Source organism: Paenibacillus polygoni, assembly GCF_030263935.1.
Taxonomy (GTDB): domain Bacteria; phylum Bacillota; class Bacilli; order Paenibacillales; family Paenibacillaceae; genus Paenibacillus; species Paenibacillus polygoni.
Genome location: NZ_CP127162.1, coordinates 4,002,878 through 4,020,931, shown reverse-complemented (window position 1 = coordinate 4,020,931; position 18,054 = coordinate 4,002,878). Strand labels below are relative to the sequence as shown.

At 44.3% G+C, this 18,054-nt stretch carries 14 protein-coding genes and 1 other annotated feature; all 14 genes read left to right on the top strand.

Annotated features, from left to right (window positions below; all coding sequences use genetic code 11):
• The first annotated feature begins 1 nt into the window (after nt 1).
• Nucleotides 2-946, top strand: coding sequence for a hydroxymethylbilane synthase (hemC, locus tag QPK24_RS19240; protein WP_160036342.1), 945 nt, complete (start codon nt 2-4; stop codon nt 944-946).
• Nucleotides 947-951: 5 nt separating this feature from the next.
• Entirely contained in the window at nt 952-2,487 is a 1,536-nt protein-coding gene (gene cobA, locus QPK24_RS19235) for a uroporphyrinogen-III C-methyltransferase (protein ID WP_285743893.1), read from the top strand.
• 162 nt (nt 2,488-2,649) lie between these two features.
• Entirely contained in the window at nt 2,650-3,651 is a 1,002-nt protein-coding gene (hemB, locus tag QPK24_RS19230; protein ID WP_285743891.1) for a porphobilinogen synthase, read from the top strand.
• A 52-nt stretch (nt 3,652-3,703) separates the two neighbouring features.
• Entirely contained in the window at nt 3,704-5,008 is a 1,305-nt protein-coding gene (gene hemL / locus QPK24_RS19225; protein ID WP_285743889.1) for a glutamate-1-semialdehyde 2,1-aminomutase, read from the top strand.
• Nucleotides 5,005-5,910 carry an RluA family pseudouridine synthase gene (locus QPK24_RS19220; RefSeq protein WP_285743888.1) on the top strand — a complete coding sequence of 302 codons (906 nt, stop codon included), beginning with the start codon at nt 5,005-5,007 and terminating at the stop codon, nt 5,908-5,910. Before hemL ends, QPK24_RS19220 begins: the two co-directional genes overlap by 4 nt.
• A gap of 147 nt (nt 5,911-6,057) precedes the next feature.
• Entirely contained in the window at nt 6,058-7,398 is a 1,341-nt protein-coding gene (locus QPK24_RS19215; RefSeq protein WP_285743886.1) for a LysM peptidoglycan-binding domain-containing protein, read from the top strand.
• Nucleotides 7,399-7,630: 232 nt separating this feature from the next.
• Nucleotides 7,631-7,914, top strand: a binding site (T-box leader).
• A gap of 88 nt (nt 7,915-8,002) precedes the next feature.
• On the top strand, nt 8,003-10,690 hold the full coding sequence (locus QPK24_RS19210) for a valine--tRNA ligase (RefSeq protein WP_285743883.1): 2,688 nt from the start codon (nt 8,003-8,005) through the stop codon (nt 10,688-10,690).
• 74 nt (nt 10,691-10,764) lie between these two features.
• Nucleotides 10,765-12,141 carry a bifunctional folylpolyglutamate synthase/dihydrofolate synthase gene (locus QPK24_RS19205; protein WP_285743882.1) on the top strand — a complete coding sequence of 459 codons (1,377 nt, stop codon included), beginning with the start codon at nt 10,765-10,767 and terminating at the stop codon, nt 12,139-12,141.
• 7 nt (nt 12,142-12,148) lie between these two features.
• Nucleotides 12,149-13,516 carry a UDP-N-acetylmuramate--L-alanine ligase gene (murC, locus tag QPK24_RS19200; RefSeq protein ID WP_285749446.1) on the top strand — a complete coding sequence of 456 codons (1,368 nt, stop codon included), beginning with the start codon at nt 12,149-12,151 and terminating at the stop codon, nt 13,514-13,516.
• 124 nt (nt 13,517-13,640) lie between these two features.
• A complete protein-coding gene (locus tag QPK24_RS19195) occupies nt 13,641-14,948 on the top strand; it encodes an SPOR domain-containing protein (RefSeq protein ID WP_285743880.1) in 1,308 nt (435 codons plus the stop codon).
• A 25-nt stretch (nt 14,949-14,973) separates the two neighbouring features.
• Entirely contained in the window at nt 14,974-15,312 is a 339-nt protein-coding gene (locus QPK24_RS19190; RefSeq protein WP_407083033.1) for a DUF4321 domain-containing protein, read from the top strand.
• Between the two features lie 106 nt (nt 15,313-15,418).
• Complete coding sequence (locus QPK24_RS19185) at nt 15,419-16,036, top strand: Maf family protein (RefSeq protein ID WP_285743876.1); 618 nt, start codon at nt 15,419-15,421, stop codon at nt 16,034-16,036.
• 85 nt (nt 16,037-16,121) lie between these two features.
• Nucleotides 16,122-16,811 (top strand): RadC family protein, encoded by a 690-nt coding sequence (gene radC, locus QPK24_RS19180; RefSeq protein WP_285743874.1) that lies wholly within the window; start codon nt 16,122-16,124, stop codon nt 16,809-16,811.
• Nucleotides 16,812-16,964: 153 nt separating this feature from the next.
• Complete coding sequence (locus QPK24_RS19175; protein ID WP_160036354.1) at nt 16,965-17,981, top strand: rod shape-determining protein; 1,017 nt, start codon at nt 16,965-16,967, stop codon at nt 17,979-17,981.
• Nucleotides 17,982-18,054 lie beyond the last annotated feature (73 nt).

Here is an 18,054-nt window from a genome sequence, read left to right as displayed (position 1 = left end):
GATGCGTACAATTATCGTGGGAAGCAGACAAAGTGCGTTGGCATTGACACAGACAGGTCATGTCATCGAAGATTTGAAAAAGATATGTTCAGAGCATGGACTTGAATTTGATTTTGAGGTGAAGAAAATTGTCACCAAAGGAGATCAGATTCTAAATGTGACGCTGTCAAAAGTAGGCGGCAAAGGACTGTTTGTCAAAGAAATTGAACAGGCAATGATGAACAAAGAGATTGATATGGCGGTACATAGTATGAAAGATATGCCTTCTGTACTACCTGAATCCCTTACGACGGGAGCGATCCCGAAGCGAGAAGATCCAAGAGATGCTCTAATTTCTCGAAATGGAGCTTCGCTTGATGAACTTCCCCATGGAGCAAAAGTGGGTACCAGCAGTCTTCGCCGGTCTAGTCAGTTAAAGGCTTATCGACCTGATCTCAATGTAGAGTGGATCCGCGGGAATATTGATTCTCGTTTACGTAAACTCGAGACGGAAGGTTTTGAAGCGATTATTTTAGCGGCAGCGGGTCTCTCCCGTATGGGATGGAGTGATCGAATCACTTCCTATTTATCTCCTGAAACTTGTTTGCCAGCGGTTGGTCAAGGGGCGCTTGGCATTGAATGCCGCAAGGATGACGAGGAACTGCTTGCGCTTCTCTCTTTATATAATGATGAAATAACAGCCAAACCAGTTGCTGCTGAACGCGAGTTTTTACATGTACTGAACGGTGGGTGCCAGGTTCCTATTGGAGCTTATGCCACATGGGTTACTGGCAGCAATGCGGAAGATAAACAGATTGAACTCACGGGCATGGTAGGAACACCAGACGGGAACACCGTATTAAAACATACTTTAACAGGTGCTGATCCCAAACAGCTGGGTAAGGCTGTGGCCAGCCGATTAATTGAAATGGGCGCAGAGAAGATACTAGCAGATGTAAGGGGATGATCTCCATGACAGGAAAAGTTTATTTAGTAGGGGCAGGTCCGGGGAACGCAAAGCTCATTACTGTTAAGGGATGGGAATGTATTCAAAAGGCAGACGTTGTCGTATATGATCGACTAGCGAGCCCTAGACTGCTGCGAATTATGAAACCAGGGGCAGAAAAGATTTATGTAGGCAAAAAAACGAATCGTCATACAATGAAACAAGAGGATATCAACCAGCTTCTTGTGGATTTAGCTTTAGCAGGTAAAAAGGTCGTTCGTCTAAAAGGCGGGGACCCGACCATTTTTGGAAGAGTGGGAGAAGAAGCAGAGTTATTGAAGCAGAATAACGTGCCTTTTGAAATTGTACCAGGGGTAACTTCGGCAATCAGTGTACCTGCCTATGCGGGAATCCCGGTAACTCACCGAGATTACGCTTCTTCTATTTCCATTATTACAGGACATGAGAGCCCAGAAAAGATGAACCGAGCGATCCACTGGGATAAGGTGACGAATGCAACCGGAACACTTGTATTTATGATGGGTGTGGCGAATATTGGATACATTAGTAAGCAACTGATGAATCATGGCAGACCAAAGGATACACCTGTGGCTCTTATTCGCTGGGGAACTTGGGCAGAACAAGATACACTAATCGGAACGCTGGAGGATATTGAAGCCAAAGTCATAGAGAATAAATTCCTTCCGCCCGGTGTGATTGTGGTCGGCGATGTAGTTAAACAACGTGAACGGCTTAAATGGGTAGAATCGATGCCTTTATTCGGTAAAAGAATCTTGGTTACACGGGCTAGAACACAAGCAATTGATCTGGTAGATCGAATCGAAGAGCTTGGCGGAGAAGCTTATGAGCTGCCTGTGATTGAAACAGTGCCTCCCGCTTCAGCAGAAGCAAGAGATCAGATCATAAACGCACTCGCTTCTATGCCAGAATATGATTGGGTATTCTTTACGAGTGTTAACGGAGTAGAATATTTCTTTAAGCATCTTGAAGAGCAGGGCCTGGATATCCGGGCTTTATCAAAAGCTAGAATCGTAGCAATTGGACCTACTACAAGAGAAGTTTTACGAAGTAAAGGAATTGTAGCAGAAGAAGTGCAAGGGTCTTACCAGCAGGAAGGATTAATGGACACCTTTGGAGATGAACTTCTGCCAGGTCAGAAAGTTCTCCTGCCTTGTGGAAATCTTGCGCGCTCTTGGCTGCCAGATCGACTGCGTGAAAAAGGACTGGAAGTTACTGTAGCACATATTTATGAGACAGTGATTCCTGATGAATGGGATGATGATGTCATTCAGCTGCTGCAAAAAGGGAAAATATATGCGGTCACATTTACAAGCTCTTCTACCGTAACACACCTGCTTGCACTATTGAAGAAAATGGGTAATGACAATCCAGTAGAGCTTCTTAATAAAGTGCATGTCGTATGTATCGGTTCCGTTACTGCTCAGGAGGCACAAAAAGCGGGTCTTTCTGTAAGCATCATATCGGAGAAGGCAACGATGGGTAGTTTGACAGATGCTTTGTGCGAGCTAAAAGATAAATAATTAAGATGAATCAATTTCATAATCCCTTTAGTTGCTTTAATCAGGGGTATATATAGATCAAAATGGTTTTGTTTGTCTATATATAGTTACAAATTCATCATTTTAATGAGTTATGAAATTGATTCAGTTATATAAAGGGATACAGAAAGGGGAATATCAATTATGGGATTTCCAAATGTTAGACTTCGCCGCTTGCGCAGTACTGCCGCAATTCGCAGTATGGTGCGTGAAACACATCTTCATGTGAGTGATTTTATTCAACCGATTTATGTAACTTATGGAACGGGAGTCAAACAGGAGATCTCTTCCATGCCTGGTGTTTACCGCTTTTCTTTGGACACCTTAAAAGAAGAAGTACAAGAGATTGCTGAACTCGGCATTCCGGCTGTACTTTTGTTTGGAATTCCAGATACCAAAGATGCAGTAGGGTCATCTGCTTTTGCGGAAGACGGAATTGTTCAGGAAGCGACAAGATTGATCAAATCATGGTACCCAGACCTTCTGGTTGTTGCGGATACCTGCTTGTGTGAATTTACAGATCATGGACACTGCGGAATGGTTCATACTCATGAAAGAGACGGGCATGTACATGCACACGTTTTAAATGATGAATCGCTTGATCTACTTGTGAAAACGGCAGTATCCCAGGCAAAAGCAGGTGCGGATATTATTGCTCCTTCTAACATGATGGATGGATTTGTGGGTGCAATTCGCCAAGGTTTGGATGAAGCAGGGTATGAGAATATACCGATTATGTCCTACTCTGTAAAATACGCTTCCGGTTTCTACGGACCTTTCCGTGAAGCAGCTGACTCTGCTCCGCAGTATGGGGATCGCAAAGGATATCAGATGGATCCAGCAAATGCACGGGAAGCGCTTCGTGAAGCAGAAAGTGATGTTCTAGAAGGAGCAGATATGCTGATGGTAAAACCATCTCTTTCTTATCTAGACGTGATGCGTACCCTCAAAGATCAATTTGATCTGCCGATGGTCGCTTATAACGTAAGTGGTGAATATGCGATGGTGAAAGCAGCAGCAATGAACGGATGGATAGATGAGAAGTCAGTGGCTATGGAAATTTTGCTGAGCATGAAACGAGCAGGTGCGGATATGATCATCACTTACTATGGTAAAGATGCGGCTCGCTGGCTTTCAGAGAAATAAGAGCACGGCAAAGCAGAAGCTGGAAGTGACTACACAAAGAGGAGTGAAGGTAATGAGCAGCAATCAACGTCAGCCTCGTATGGAGGAACAGTCCAGAAAGGCTTTTGAAGAGGCAAAACAGTATATGCCGGGCGGGGTAAACAGTCCAGTTCGTGCATTTAAATCCGTTGGACTTACACCGATCTATGCCGATCACGGGATCGGATCAAGAATCTATGATATCGATGGAAATTCGTTCATTGATTATGTAGCTTCCTGGGGACCGCTTATTATGGGACATGCTCATCCAGAGGTCATCGCTGCAATTCAAGAGACAGCAGTAAAAGGGACAAGCTTTGGCGCACCTACCTTAATAGAGACAGAAATGGCCAAACTTGTTTGTGAACGTGTGCCATCTATTGATATTGTGCGAATGGTTAATTCAGGAACTGAAGCAACGATGAGTGCCATCCGCCTTGCTCGGGGGATAACGGGACGCAGTAAAATTTTGAAATTTGAAGGATCTTATCATGGACATGCAGACAGTTTGCTTATCAAAGCAGGTTCTGGAGTAGCAACGCTTGGTCTGCCGGATAGTCCAGGCGTTCCAGAAGGGGTTGCTGTAAATACAATCACTGTGCCTTATAACGATCTGGAATCCGTAGGGGTAGCCTTTGAGAAATTTGGAGAAGAGATCGCAGCGGTGATCGTTGAACCGGTTGCAGGGAATATGGGTGTCGTTCCGCCTGTACCAGGATTCTTGGAAGGTCTTCGCCAAATAACAGAAGATTACGGAAGTCTTCTTATTTTTGATGAGGTCATGACTGGTTTCCGAGTAGGACTTAACAGTGCTCAAGGCAGATTTGGAGTAACACCAGATTTGACTTGCCTTGGTAAAGTGATTGGCGGCGGGCTGCCTGTTGGTGCTTATGGAGGTCGTCGTGATCTTATGGAGCAGATTGCACCTTCTGGACCGATCTATCAGGCAGGTACACTAAGCGGTAATCCGCTTGCTATGTCAGCAGGTCTGACTACGCTTCGTTTACTCAATCAAGAAGTCTATGATCGTTTGGAAATGCTAGGAGCGAAGCTGCAAGCTGGTTTCGAGAAAAATGCACGAGAGCTTGGTATCCCTATGACGATCAATCGGGTAGGCTCGATGGTATGTCCGTTCTTTACAGAGGAGCCTGTAACGAACTATGATATTGCAAAATCAAGTAATCTCGACATGTTCCGAGCTTATTTTGGACATCTGCTTCAGGAAGGAGTCAGCGTAGCACCGTCTCAATTTGAAGGAATGTTTATTTCGGGTGTGCATTCAAAGCAAGATATTGAAGATACAATTGAAGCAAATTATAATGCGCTGAGAAAACTATGATTACTTCAAAAAGAAGAGGAGAGTGGCTGGAGCTTACTCCAGGAAAGAAGGCACTCTCTGGCGAGAATCGGAATGAAGCTGCTGAAGCTTGGCTCTTACAGGAGCTTGGCATGCCGCCGAAACTTCTTCACGAATTGAAGCATAATCAAGGGATTAAAATTGCGGGGGACCGGCTGAGGCTGGCCCTTTTTCCGTCTGTACCTCTAGGGATCTCTCCGCGTTACATTCTGCTTGATATTTTATATGAGGATGACTTTTGTCTTGTTGTTCATAAACCGGCAGGTATGCCAGTCCATCCTGATGGGAATGAGCGGCATGATGGAATTATTACGCTGGATCATGCGGTTGCAGCCTACTATGAATCGGAAGGCCAAGAGATTGCAGTACGCCATATCCACCGGCTCGATGTAGATACATCGGGACCTGTGCTATATGCTAAGAATCGATACGCTGAATTAAAACTAAATTCGATGATGGAACGAAAAGCAATTGACCGTGCTTATGTGGCAATCGTCCACGGGGTCATTACTCAGGATGAAGAAGTGCTGCAATATCCGATTGGCAAAGATCGTCATCACAAGCAGAGAAGAAGAGTTTCGCCTACAGGACAACATGCGGTAACCCATATGAAGGTCTCTGAACGGTTAGAGGAGGCCACTCTTGTCCGTTTGAAGCTGGAGACAGGCAGAACCCACCAGATCAGAGTTCACCTAAGCCACATCGGTCATCCTTTATTCGGAGATACAATGTATGGGGGCAGAAGAGAAGGGATCCGCAGGCAAGCCCTGCACGGAGAGAGGCTTACGTTCCAGCATCCGTTTACAGGAGAGCTGCTCACCATTGAGGCGCCTTGGCCGGAAGATATGACGGAACTATATGAAGCGAGAAAAAAAGAGGAATAGGGCGAATACTCATAAAATGGTATGAGTCCTCTATTCGGTGCATATACATGTCAACGAGAAGAAACTTATTGCTGAACTCTCGTCACATGAGCGAAAGCCATGGTCTTTTTTCATGGTAACTATATGCCCGAAAGGAGGACTACAGCTATGTTAAACCCGCCCTACGGACTTCGGTTTGATATTTATGAGCGTGTGCAATTACCAGAACATGTTCCCGCGATTGCAGAACTTGAAGAGATTGAACTTTATCCTCGAATACAGGTGATTACAGATCAAGAGCACGCAGCTCTTCGGGGCCATTTGCTGTTGTCAGGTGTGTATGTTGGTGAGAATCAGGAACAGGAAGGTTTGCAGCACCTGATCCCGGTGGAGATTACGATTCCGCTTAGCCGGGTTGCCTCTGTGGAGGAGATCGCTGTTGAGATTGAGAATTTTGACGTTGACCTATTGTCAACAAGAAGCTTGAATATTACCGGGGTGTTGTCTCTCAGAGGAATTGAAGGGATTCAAACAGAGGAAAGTCCTGCCTGGAATTCGGACGAATTTACGGTAGTACACACGAATTCTGCTTCTGAACAGGGAAATAGCGAACCAAAAGAGGATAGTGAAAATAATTTGTATCTATACGATTCTGCCAGGGAAGATGGCGCAGTTTCCTTTGAGCAAGAACGCACAAGTGACACTTCTCCAGAACCGCCTAGATTTTATGCTCCTTATATAACACCGACTTCAGTTCATGATGAGGAGCAGGAGGAGCGAGACGTTTGGAATCTTCCTTATGAGACCCTTTCTGTCGATGATGGTACGGATCAGCAGGAAGATTCTATTATAGAAGAGCAGAGAATAGAGAACCAAGAGAACGGGGAGCTAAGAGAGACAAAAGATATCCAGGACGTGAAAGAAGATAATTCTGCGATTGAGCATTCTGATGCGCCAGAAGTTTGGCATTTTGAAACGCCTGTGGAGTCTGTTGAGGTTATAGGTCATCAAGAAGCAGGAACACCTATAGAAGAACCAGCAGCAGAACCTGCCGCGATCCAGCGAGACGATCAGGAGATTACCTGGGAGGATGAGGGCGTGCTGCTTACAGCAGATGTACCTCAGCCAGAGACAGAAGACGAGAAACCGGAGCTAAAGGTAGCCTTTGGCAGTAAAAAAGAGAGTGATGCACCTGCTGCTGATTCGTATGGAATTACCTCTCTTCTGCAAAAGAGCAAGAGAACGGAAGAAGTATTACAGTTAGAAGAGCAGATTCCAGTTGAAAAGCGGGAAGAAGAGCAGATAGAAGATGTACAGTGGAAGAACCTATTTCTTGGCGGTAGTTCTGAACAGACGCCATTTAAGAGGGTCAAGCTCTGTATAGTACAGCGGGAAGAAACCTTGGATACGATTGCAGATAGATATCAGCTAAGTACGCGTGAGTTACAGCTGTATAATCGTTTATCCGAGCAGTCCATTGAAGAGGGACAGGTGCTTTATATTCCGTAACAAATCGTAAAATGATGTGTTCTTGGACGTAACAACGACCAGGGACACTTTTTTTATTATCATGTTGGCGCTTCATGAAACTTAGCTAGAATCTTGCTCCAGTCTTTCCCTATACGGAAAATAGGTGCTCGCCTGTTGACGAATTTAGACTAGAAATGTATGATGTCTGTAGGATTGGGGATACAATGAATATAATTCATTGTGGTTCGTATAGATCTCTTGAATTACACATGGAACAACGAAGAACGGGAGTAGTAAGCAGTAAACCCTTCAGAGAGTGGAATCGATTGGTGTGAGATTCTGCAGGATACTTTACTGATCCGAAGTCACCCGGGAGTTGCCCTTTTGAATGCTTTCGTATGCTTTGTACATAGAGAGCACTAGAATGTGGCCGGCTGCAGCCGTTATACTGCCTAACAAAGTGTCATATCAAGCCCGCAAACTAAAGTTTGTGGTCATCATGTTTTGGTATGAAACAAAGGTGGTACCGCGAAAGAATGACCTTTCGTCCTTTGAGGATGAAGGGTCTTTTTGTTTTTTTTATCGTTACTTGCTACTGATGAAAAAATGAATTTTGATTTCTAAAATAACAGGAGGAATGTATATGTCTGAAGCAACAAATCAACCAAATCAGCCGAAACAGCCGAATCAGACGGAAATGCCAACAACGTATGATCCGCATGCTGCGGAGCAGAAGTGGTACCCGTATTGGATGGAGAACAATTTCTTTAAAGCAGGTCAGCGCAAGGATGCGCAGCCTTTTACCATTGTGATTCCACCGCCAAACGTAACGGGTATGCTTCATATCGGTCATGCGCTGGACTTTACCCTTCAGGATATTATTATCCGTGCGAAACGGATGCAAGGTTATGACGCGCTCTGGCTGCCTGGTTCTGACCATGCTGGTATCGCAACACAAACCAAAGTAGAACAGAAGCTAAGAGAAGACGGGATTACTCGTTATGATCTTGGACGTGAAAAGTTCCTCGAGAAGGTATGGGACTGGAAAGAAGAATATAACAATACAATCCGCTCTCAATGGGCAAAAATGGGCTTGTCTCTTGATTATTCCCGTGAGCGTTTTACGCTGGATGAAGGGTTATCGAAAGCCGTACGTGAAGTGTTTGTAAAACTGTATAATAAAGGTCTTATCTACCGCGGGAAACGTATCATTAACTGGGATCCGGCAGCACGTACTGCGTTATCTGATATTGAAGTTGAATATAAAGAAGTACAAGGCCACTTGTACCATCTGAAATATGATTTAAAAGACGGCAGCGGCTCTATTACCGTTGCAACGACAAGACCAGAAACCATGCTTGGTGATACGGCTGTTGCGGTTCATCCCGAAGATGACCGTTACAAAGATATGATTGGCAAAGTATTAGTACTGCCGATTATTGGCCGTGAAATTCCTGTTATTGCAGACGAATATGTAGAAAAAGAGTTTGGTAGCGGAGCGGTAAAAATTACGCCTGCGCACGATCCAAATGACTTCGAAGTTGGTCTGCGTCACGACCTGCCGCAAATCACGGTTATGGATGAGACAGGTACTATGAATGAGGAAGCTGGTAAATATAAAGGGCTTGACCGCAGTGAGTGCCGTAAGCAGATCGTTGCTGACCTTAAGGAACTGGGTGTACTTATTAATATTGAAGACCATGTACATCAAGTGGGTCATAGTGAGCGTTCAGGTGCTGTTGTAGAGCCTTATCTGTCTACACAGTGGTTTGTTGCGATGCAGCCGCTTGCGGAAAAAGCGATTGAAGCTCAGAAGAACGGAAAAGGGGTAAACTTTGTTCCCGATCGTTTTGAGAGAACGTATCTTCACTGGATTGAAAATATTCGCGACTGGTGTATTTCTCGTCAGCTCTGGTGGGGACACCGTATTCCAGCGTGGTACTGTAATGCTTGCGGAGAGCTTCATGTTAGTCAGGAAGACCTCACGACTTGTACCAAATGCGGCTCTCAAGATCTTCGTCAAGATGAAGATGTACTTGATACTTGGTTCAGTTCGGCGTTATGGCCGTTCTCTACGCTCGGCTGGCCTGAAGATACAGAGGATTTGAAACGCTACTATCCAACTTCTGTTCTTGTAACTGGCTACGATATTATCTACTTCTGGGTAGCTCGTATGATCTTTACAGCACTTGAATTTACGGATGAAATTCCGTTTAAAGACGTATTGATGCACGGACTTGTACGTGATGCTGATGGCCGCAAAATGTCGAAGTCTCTTGGTAACGGGGTAGATCCGCTTGAAGTAATTGAGAAATATGGTGCTGATGCAATGCGCTATATGATTTCAACAGGCAGCACACCAGGACAAGATCTTCGTTTCCGCTGGGAACGTGTAGAACAAGCACGTAACTTTGCGAATAAGATTTGGAATGCTTCCCGTTTTGCACTCATGAATCTTGAAGGCATTAAATATGAGGATATTGACATTACAGGTGAACTATCCACGGCTGATCGCTGGATTCTGCATCGCCTAAATGAAACAGCAAGAGAAGTAACTCGTCTTATGGACGCTTATGAATTTGGAGAAACCGGACGTGCGCTGTATAACTTCATATGGGATGATCTGTGTGACTGGTACATCGAATTCTCCAAATTGACGCTATACGGTGAAGATGAGCAGGCAAAACGGAAGACACAGTCGGTACTTGCTTATGTACTGGATCATACAATGCGTCTTATCCATCCGTTCATGCCGTTTATTTCAGAGGAAATCTGGCAGCATTTGCCGCATGATGGAGAGACGATTACGCTTGCAGCATGGCCTGAATTCACCGAAGAACTTGTTAACGATCAGGCTGTAGCTGAGATGAATATGCTGATGGATCTCATTCGCGCCGTTCGTAATGTTCGTGCAGAAGTGAATGTGCCGATGAGTAAGAAGATCGAAATGAACGTAAATGCAAGTAATGCAGAAGCGCTGCAGATCATCGATAACAACCTTGTTTATGTTAGCAGATTCTGTAATACGTCCGATCTGACTACAGGCATCTCTCTGCCTACGCCGGAAAAAGCGATGACAGCAATTGTTTCAGGTGCTGAAATTTATTTCCCGCTCGCAGGACTTATTGATATTGACCAGGAGATTGCTCGTCTTGAGAAAGAACGCGAGAATTTAGATAAAGAAGTGCTTCGTATTGAGAAAAAACTCGGTAATGAAGGCTTTGTATCCAAAGCACCAGCAAAAGTTATTGAGGAAGAGCGTGCAAAACTTGCAGATTATTCGGATAAACGCAGTAAAGTTATTGCTCGTATTGCGGAATTACAAAGCTAATTAAACTGGTTATTATTTTCGCAGTATCCCTTAAAGAAAAGTCTCACAAATATCGCAATCGGAGGGTGAAGAAAATGTCTGAAAATACTGGAGCTGCTTGTGCAGCTCCTTTACAAACCTACAATGATGCAGTAGCTTGGATTAACAATCTTATTCCTTTTGGAATAAGACCGGGACTATCCCGCATTGAATTGTTATTATCAAAGCTGGGCGACCCGCATAAACATCTGAAATTCATTCATGTCGCGGGAACGAACGGAAAAGGATCCACTTGTGCCTTTCTAACTTCTACCCTTAGACAGGGCGGGTATGATGTAGGGACATTTACTTCTCCGTATATCACCAAGTTTACAAACCGATTTCAGTATAATGAAGAAGACATCCCGGAAGATACATTGCTTAAGCTGGCTAACAAACTGAAGCCTTTTGTGGAAGAAGTAGCTGCTACAGAATTTGGATCTCCAACGATGTTTGAGGTTGCGACAGCGCTCGCAATTCTGTATTATGCGGAGGTATGCTATCCCGATGTGGTAGTATGGGAGACTGGGCTTGGGGGAAGGCTTGATGTAACAAATGTCGTGACTCCTGTCATTTCGGTGATTACGAATATTGGTTTTGACCATACCGATATTCTTGGAGATACGATTGAACAAATTACATCTGAAAAGGCAGGGATTATTAAACCCGGCGTCCCTGTTGTTACTACGGTTGAACAGCCGGAAGCAATTCGGATCATTCGTGAAACTTGTGCTCAGAAAAAATCAACCCTGTATGTTGCAGGTGAACAGTTTACTTATGAGCAACTTGAGGTTAATAAGAATGGTCAAAGATTCCATTATAATGGACCGTTTCGTGAACTTGATGTGGAGCTGACTATGCAGGGCAAGCACCAAAGTGCTAATGCTGCATGTGCTCTAATGACACTTGAAGTGCTGCGCCAGTACATGGCGTTCTATATGGAAGAGGAAGATTTGAAAAAAGGATTTCAAAGGACATTTTGGGCCGGACGTTTTGAGAAAGTGTCCGATCATCCACTTCTTATTTTGGATGGGGCACACAATCCGGAAGGTGCAGAAACACTTGCCAGAACGATCAAGGATTTGTATGCAGATCGGAAATTAATTTTAATGATGGGCATGCTTGAGAATAAGCATCACAAATCATATTTAGAGCATATACTGCCACTAGTGGATACGCTTATCCTGACTGAGCCTGATTTCCGACGTAAAATGGATGCGGCACAGTTAAAAAATATGGTAGAAGAGCTTCGTCCATCCTTTGCCAAACCAAACCTTGACATCATTGTAGAACCTTCATGGAAAAATGCACTGAGCTTACTTAAGTTACGGACGGAAGCGGACGATCTGGGGATTGTGTCCGGCACATTGTATTTAATTGCAGATGTTCGGGCCAGTCTTTTGCATCAAACCGATTCTGAAAAAGGTTGGTGAAAACTTGTTGAATACTACGGAACATGTACATTTTATCGGTATCGGCGGCTATGGGATGAGCGCCATTGCAAGAGTTATGTTAGAAATGGGTTATAAGGTAACTGGTTCGGATGTGGCATCCCAGGAGCTAACTGAAAAGCTCGCCGCAAAAGGAGCAAAAGTATATATCGGCCATACGGCAGAACAGGTACACGGTGCAGATCTAGTTGTTTATTCAACGGCTGCAACTGCGGACAATGTGGAACGAGTGGAAGCGGAACAATTAAAAATTCCGGTTCTTCACCGTGCACAAATGTTGGCGCGTTTACTTAACGAGCGTAAGGGAGTTGCCGTTGCGGGAGCACACGGTAAGACAACAACTTCCTCGATGATCGCGCTTGTTATGGAAGAATGTGAAACAGATCCTACTTACATCATCGGCGGGGAGATCATGAATCTCGGAACGAATGCTAAGGCAGGAAAAGGCGATTGTGTCGTTGCTGAAGCGGACGAGAGCGATGGTTCATTCTTGCATTATCATCCTTGGATTGGGATTGTAACGAATCTGGAAGCCGATCATCTTGAAAATTACAATAATGATTTTAATGAGCTGAAAAATGCGTATGTGAAGTTTTTAAATCAGGTGAAACCTGAAGGCTGTGCGATTGTTTGTGCAGATGATGAGAACATTCAAAGTATTATGCCTCAGCTCAAATCTAACATTATTACGTATGCAATTGATGCAGAAGCAGATTATACAGCAACCGATCTTACGTTAGGTGATCGTCATATTTCATTTACGATGAATCATCGCGGAGCTCCGCTTGGTAAAGTAGAACTTTCTGTACCTGGTAAACATAATGTAAGCAATGCGATGGCAACGATCATTACTTGTCTAGAAGCAGGTATACCTTTTGAATCCATCGTGAAAGCGATCGTGAAGTTTAGCGGGGCAAAACGCAGATTCCAGGTGCTTGGCGAAGCACGCGATATTCTGATTATTGATGATTATGCTCATCATCCTACAGAGATTGAAGCTACAATCAGCGCGGCAAAAGCAACAGGAAAACGGATTATTGCTGTATTCCAGCCGCAGCGTTATACTCGTACCTTCTTCTTGCTAGATGCTTTCAGTCGTGCTTTTGCTGAAGCAGATGAAGTCATTATTACAGACATTTTCTCTCCTGCCGGGGAGAAGCAAATTGAAGGGGTTCATTCCTCTAAGCTAGTTGAGCTTATTAAGCAAAATAGTAATCCAAATGCAATCTACTTCCCAACAAAAGAGGATGTAGTTAAAGATTTGGAAAACCGATTAAACCCAGGTGACCTCGTGCTGACTATGGGCGCAGGCGATATTTGGAAAGCTGGCTATGAGCTGGCTAAAGGTTTGAAATAGAAGGCCAGACAAGAACAATCATAAAAAGCATCATTTCTGCGATAGCAGAGATGGTGCTTTTTATGCATATATAACCTTTTTCTCACATATAGCTGATAAAAAGGACAAGGGAGGGGCTTGCACCGTGAATAAGGCGAGAATGACATTTCGTTTTGGAGAGGAGTCTCAGAAGACTGCTCATCAGCTTTCCAATCACATAGTAGAAAAAAAAGAGACTCCTCGTACGAATCAGAAGATCGCTTTGGAAACTGATACTACTCCCATCTCGCTGGACCCAGGGAGCGTCCCTCCACTTGAAACTCATCATCAGTTAGATGAGGGAAATGATCGGACTGGTTACCGTGGTGAACAGCATCATTTAAGGTATCATTCCGAAGAGCAGAAACAGGATAAAGAAGATACCTATTATGGAAATCCCATATACGATGATTGGGGGGAACCTTTTGGTCCCTATGTCGGTTCTTCCATGATCGAGAAAAGCACGCTTCCCGAGAGTTCTTCTGTCAGGGAAAATAATCGAGATCCTTATGATGACCTGCCTACGCCGCACTACCCGGAGGTAACCGCCAAATCATATGCTGTTCATCACCGGAAGTCCCCAGGAGGTTGGAAAGTATTTGGTTCGGTAACAGCTGCGATTATGACGGGCGTTCTGTTCGGATTTGTTGCCATGTCTCTGCTGGACTCGGGAACAGATGCAACCTCTCAGACCGTAAAGGGACCTGCCGGAACAGAGCTTGTCTCTTCTGCTGAAAATACACAGACGCAATCACTAGGAACGGACACTTTGAACCTTGCCAGCACCGCTGTATCCATACCTGCAGCGACCTATTTTATGCTTCAATATGGCGTGTTCAGTACAACAGAAGGTGCGAGTCAGGCAAAACATGAACTAACTAAGGCAGGGATTGCAGCGGGAAGTGACCCGCTAGATGAATCAAGAGTGTATGCAGGAGTATCTTCCAACCGGGAAGAAGCAAAACTAGTAAGCAATCAGCTGAAGACAGAGGGAGTAGAGCTGTACGTAAGAGAGATTTCTTTGCCTGCGGTTTCAGATGTTGTATTCATAGGGAATGCAGATGAAGTCAGTCCTTTTTTTGAAAATAGCAGGATACTCACAGACATGCTTGCTTCCTTATCGATAACTCATATTGGCGAGCAAGTTCAAACCGCTGTACCAAAGGACAAATTAAGCGAGATCTCCGATTTACATCACCGATTTACGAGCAGTGTTGGAACAATTCATGCAGGACTCTCTGAGAACGGAAAGCAGATAGAGAGGAAGATGGAATCCTCCATGAGCACTGCCATCAGTGCATTATCTGAATATAATAAAAACCCTAATAAAGAGCATATGTGGAAGGTGCAGTCTGCTGTAATGGATTATATCCTGCAGGAAAAACAGCTGCTAGAGGTAATGAAACAAACATAAGGTGACCCTTTGGTCCGGCCGGGAAATGGAAATACTTCCCCAGGCCGGATTTGTATTTGTACTTACGCGTTGCTTCCCGTATAATAATGTAGGTGTCAAAATATGGCGAGGGAAGAGTACAATGAAAAAAAATTTCGGCATGTTGTTACTGTTTCTGCTCTTGGGTTGGTTAATAGGAGCCTTCATATCCAAGGGTCTAGAGCAATTCAAGGCTCTTTCTATTCTAACGAATACGACGACAATCAGTTGGTCGCCCAAAGCAAATTTCGACATTATTAGTTATAACCTAAACATTCAATTGAAAATGAGCCTGCTTAGTCTGCTGGGTATGGTATCAGCAATTTGGCTCTATCGCAAATTGTAATCCGGTATGTTCACTTTGATCATGCCTTAGCAGTTTTAAGTCAGTACAAAAAACGATTAAAACAGAAATGCTTATCGCATTATCGGTGAAGTAAGGAGTTATCCCTTTGAAAAAGCAGCAGAACCATCGAATCATTCTAGCCTCAACATCTCCACGTCGACGCGAACTCATTGCTTCTCTTAGATTACCTTTTGAAGTAGTTCCAAGTCATGCAGATGAGGATACACCAGGAGACTATACACCTGAACAAGTCGTTGAAGAATTAGCGCTTCGCAAGGCAAAGGCGGTTTATGATTCCTACGAATTAAGTCTCGAGGGTGCAATAGTCGTTGGGAGCGACACCATTGTCGTAATGGACGGAATGATACTTGGTAAACCGAAGGATGAGGAAGACGCTTTTCGAATGCTAGGTATGCTGCAGAACCGTACTCATGAGGTGTACTCCGGAGTGGCCTGCATATCGGGAGATACAGGGCGGATCATCGTAGACCATCGTAAGACTAAAGTGAAGATGAAAGCGCAGACGGATGAAGGAATACGTGCCTACATTGCAACCAAAGAACCATTTGATAAGGCAGGGTCCTATGCAATTCAAGGCATTGGTTCCATCCTGGTTGAATCGATTGAAGGTTGTTATTTTAACGTTGTAGGTTTGCCATTGTCCTTGCTAAGCGAACAGCTTGCGGAGCTTGGTATGCATGTGCTTGCCATAGATGAAACGTAAAATTAGATGTTTTTTAGATTCAATTAGATCTTAAAGATTCAAATGATGGGGAAGTTCTAGGTTTGTTTTTGAAAAGAGGGAAAAGATGAGTTCGCCAGGGTACATGTTGCGCGACATCCCCCAAGAACAGCGCCCGAGAGAACGCATGCTTCATCATGGGGCGGGTGCACTTAGTCATGCGGAACTACTAGCTATCTTACTAAGGACAGGAACGAAGCAGGAATCTGCTATACATGTTGCTCAGCGAATTCTGAGTGAGGCAGGCAGCCTGCGTAGTCTTGTTGATTTTAGTATCGAGGAATTGGTACGAATTAAAGGCGTCGGTCCTGCCAAAGCGGTTCAGCTCAAGGCGGGAATTGAACTAGGACAAAGACTGTCTCAATCAAAGTTGCCTAGCAGTCCAACCATACGAAGTCCAAGAGATGCAGCAGATTTATTGATGGAACAGCTTCGGTATTTGCAGAAAGAGCATTTTGTATGTCTGTTTCTGAACACCAAAAACCATGTTATAGCTCAGGAAACACTCTCGATGGGCAGTCTCAATGCTGCTATTGTTCATCCAAGAGAAGTATTTCGTGCAGCGATCAAATGCAGCAGCGCATCTCTGATTTGTGCACATAACCATCCCAGCGGAGATCCTACTCCAAGTCCGGAAGATATCAAGCTCACAAAGCGTCTTCTTGAGGCAGGAGATATTGTAGGAATTGAGGTCTTGGATCACGTTGTGATCGGTGATGGAAAATTTGTAAGTTTGAAGGAACAAGGGTTCATATAATATAATGTGGTACGTTAACGGTTTATAAGCGGAATAACAGAATACATACCTTGTGTTCTGATCTAGCTATTTATTGAATCGGATCATAAAGTTGCAGTTGCTCATGAAACAAGCAACGTTAATAATGCAGGGAAAAGAAAGGGAGATTACAGCATGTTAGGTGGCTTTACAAAAGATTTGGGAATTGACTTGGGAACGGCGAATACGCTCGTTTATGTCCGCGGAAAAGGAATTGTCGTAAGAGAACCATCCGTAGTAGCTATACGTACAGATACACAAGTCATTGAGGCAGTCGGAGAATCTGCCAAGAAGATGATTGGTCGTACACCAGGAAATATCCGTGCGATTAGACCAATGAAAGATGGCGTTATTGCTGATTTTGATACAACAGCTACAATGATTAAATACTTTATTCGCCAAGCACAAAAACAGCGTTCGTTCTTCCATCGTCATCCGAATGTAATGGTATGTGTACCTTCCGGTATTACTGCTGTTGAACAGCGCGCAGTAGAAGATGCAACAAAACAAGCAGGTGCACGTGAAGCTTACACTATTGAAGAGCCATTCGCAGCTGCGATTGGTGCTGATCTCCCGGTATGGGAGCCAACAGGCAGCATGGTTGTTGATATCGGTGGAGGTACAACGGAAGTTGCAGTTATCTCTCTTGGAGGTATTGTTACAAGTCGTTCTGTACGTGTTGCAGGGGATGAGATGGATGAGTCGATCATCCAATACATCAAGCGTCAGTATAATCTGATGATTGGTGAACGTACATCAGAACAGCTCAAAATGGAAGTTGGTTCAGCTCTTCCGCTGGATGAAGTTGAGACAATGGAGATTCGTGGTCGTGACCTTGTTACTGGACTGCCTAAGACGATTACCATTACATCTGATGAAATCAGCGAAGCTTTGGCAGACACAGTAGGCTCTATTGTAGAAGCAGTGAAAGTTACACTTGAGAAATGTCCGCCAGAACTCGCAGCCGATATCATGGATCGCGGTATTGTTCTAACAGGTGGAGGTGCGCTTCTTCGTAATCTGGACAAGCTTCTTGCTGGTGAAACAGGCATGCCTGTGATTGTAGCTGAGAATCCTCTGGATTGTGTAGCGATTGGTACAGGTAAAGCACTGGATAATATTCATTTATTTAAATCAAGAAGTAAACGCTAAGCCGCGATAGTTTATACTTTCAGCCCGCTGGCTGCATCCGCCGCGAGCTGAGCCGGTATGGCTGTAGGTGTTG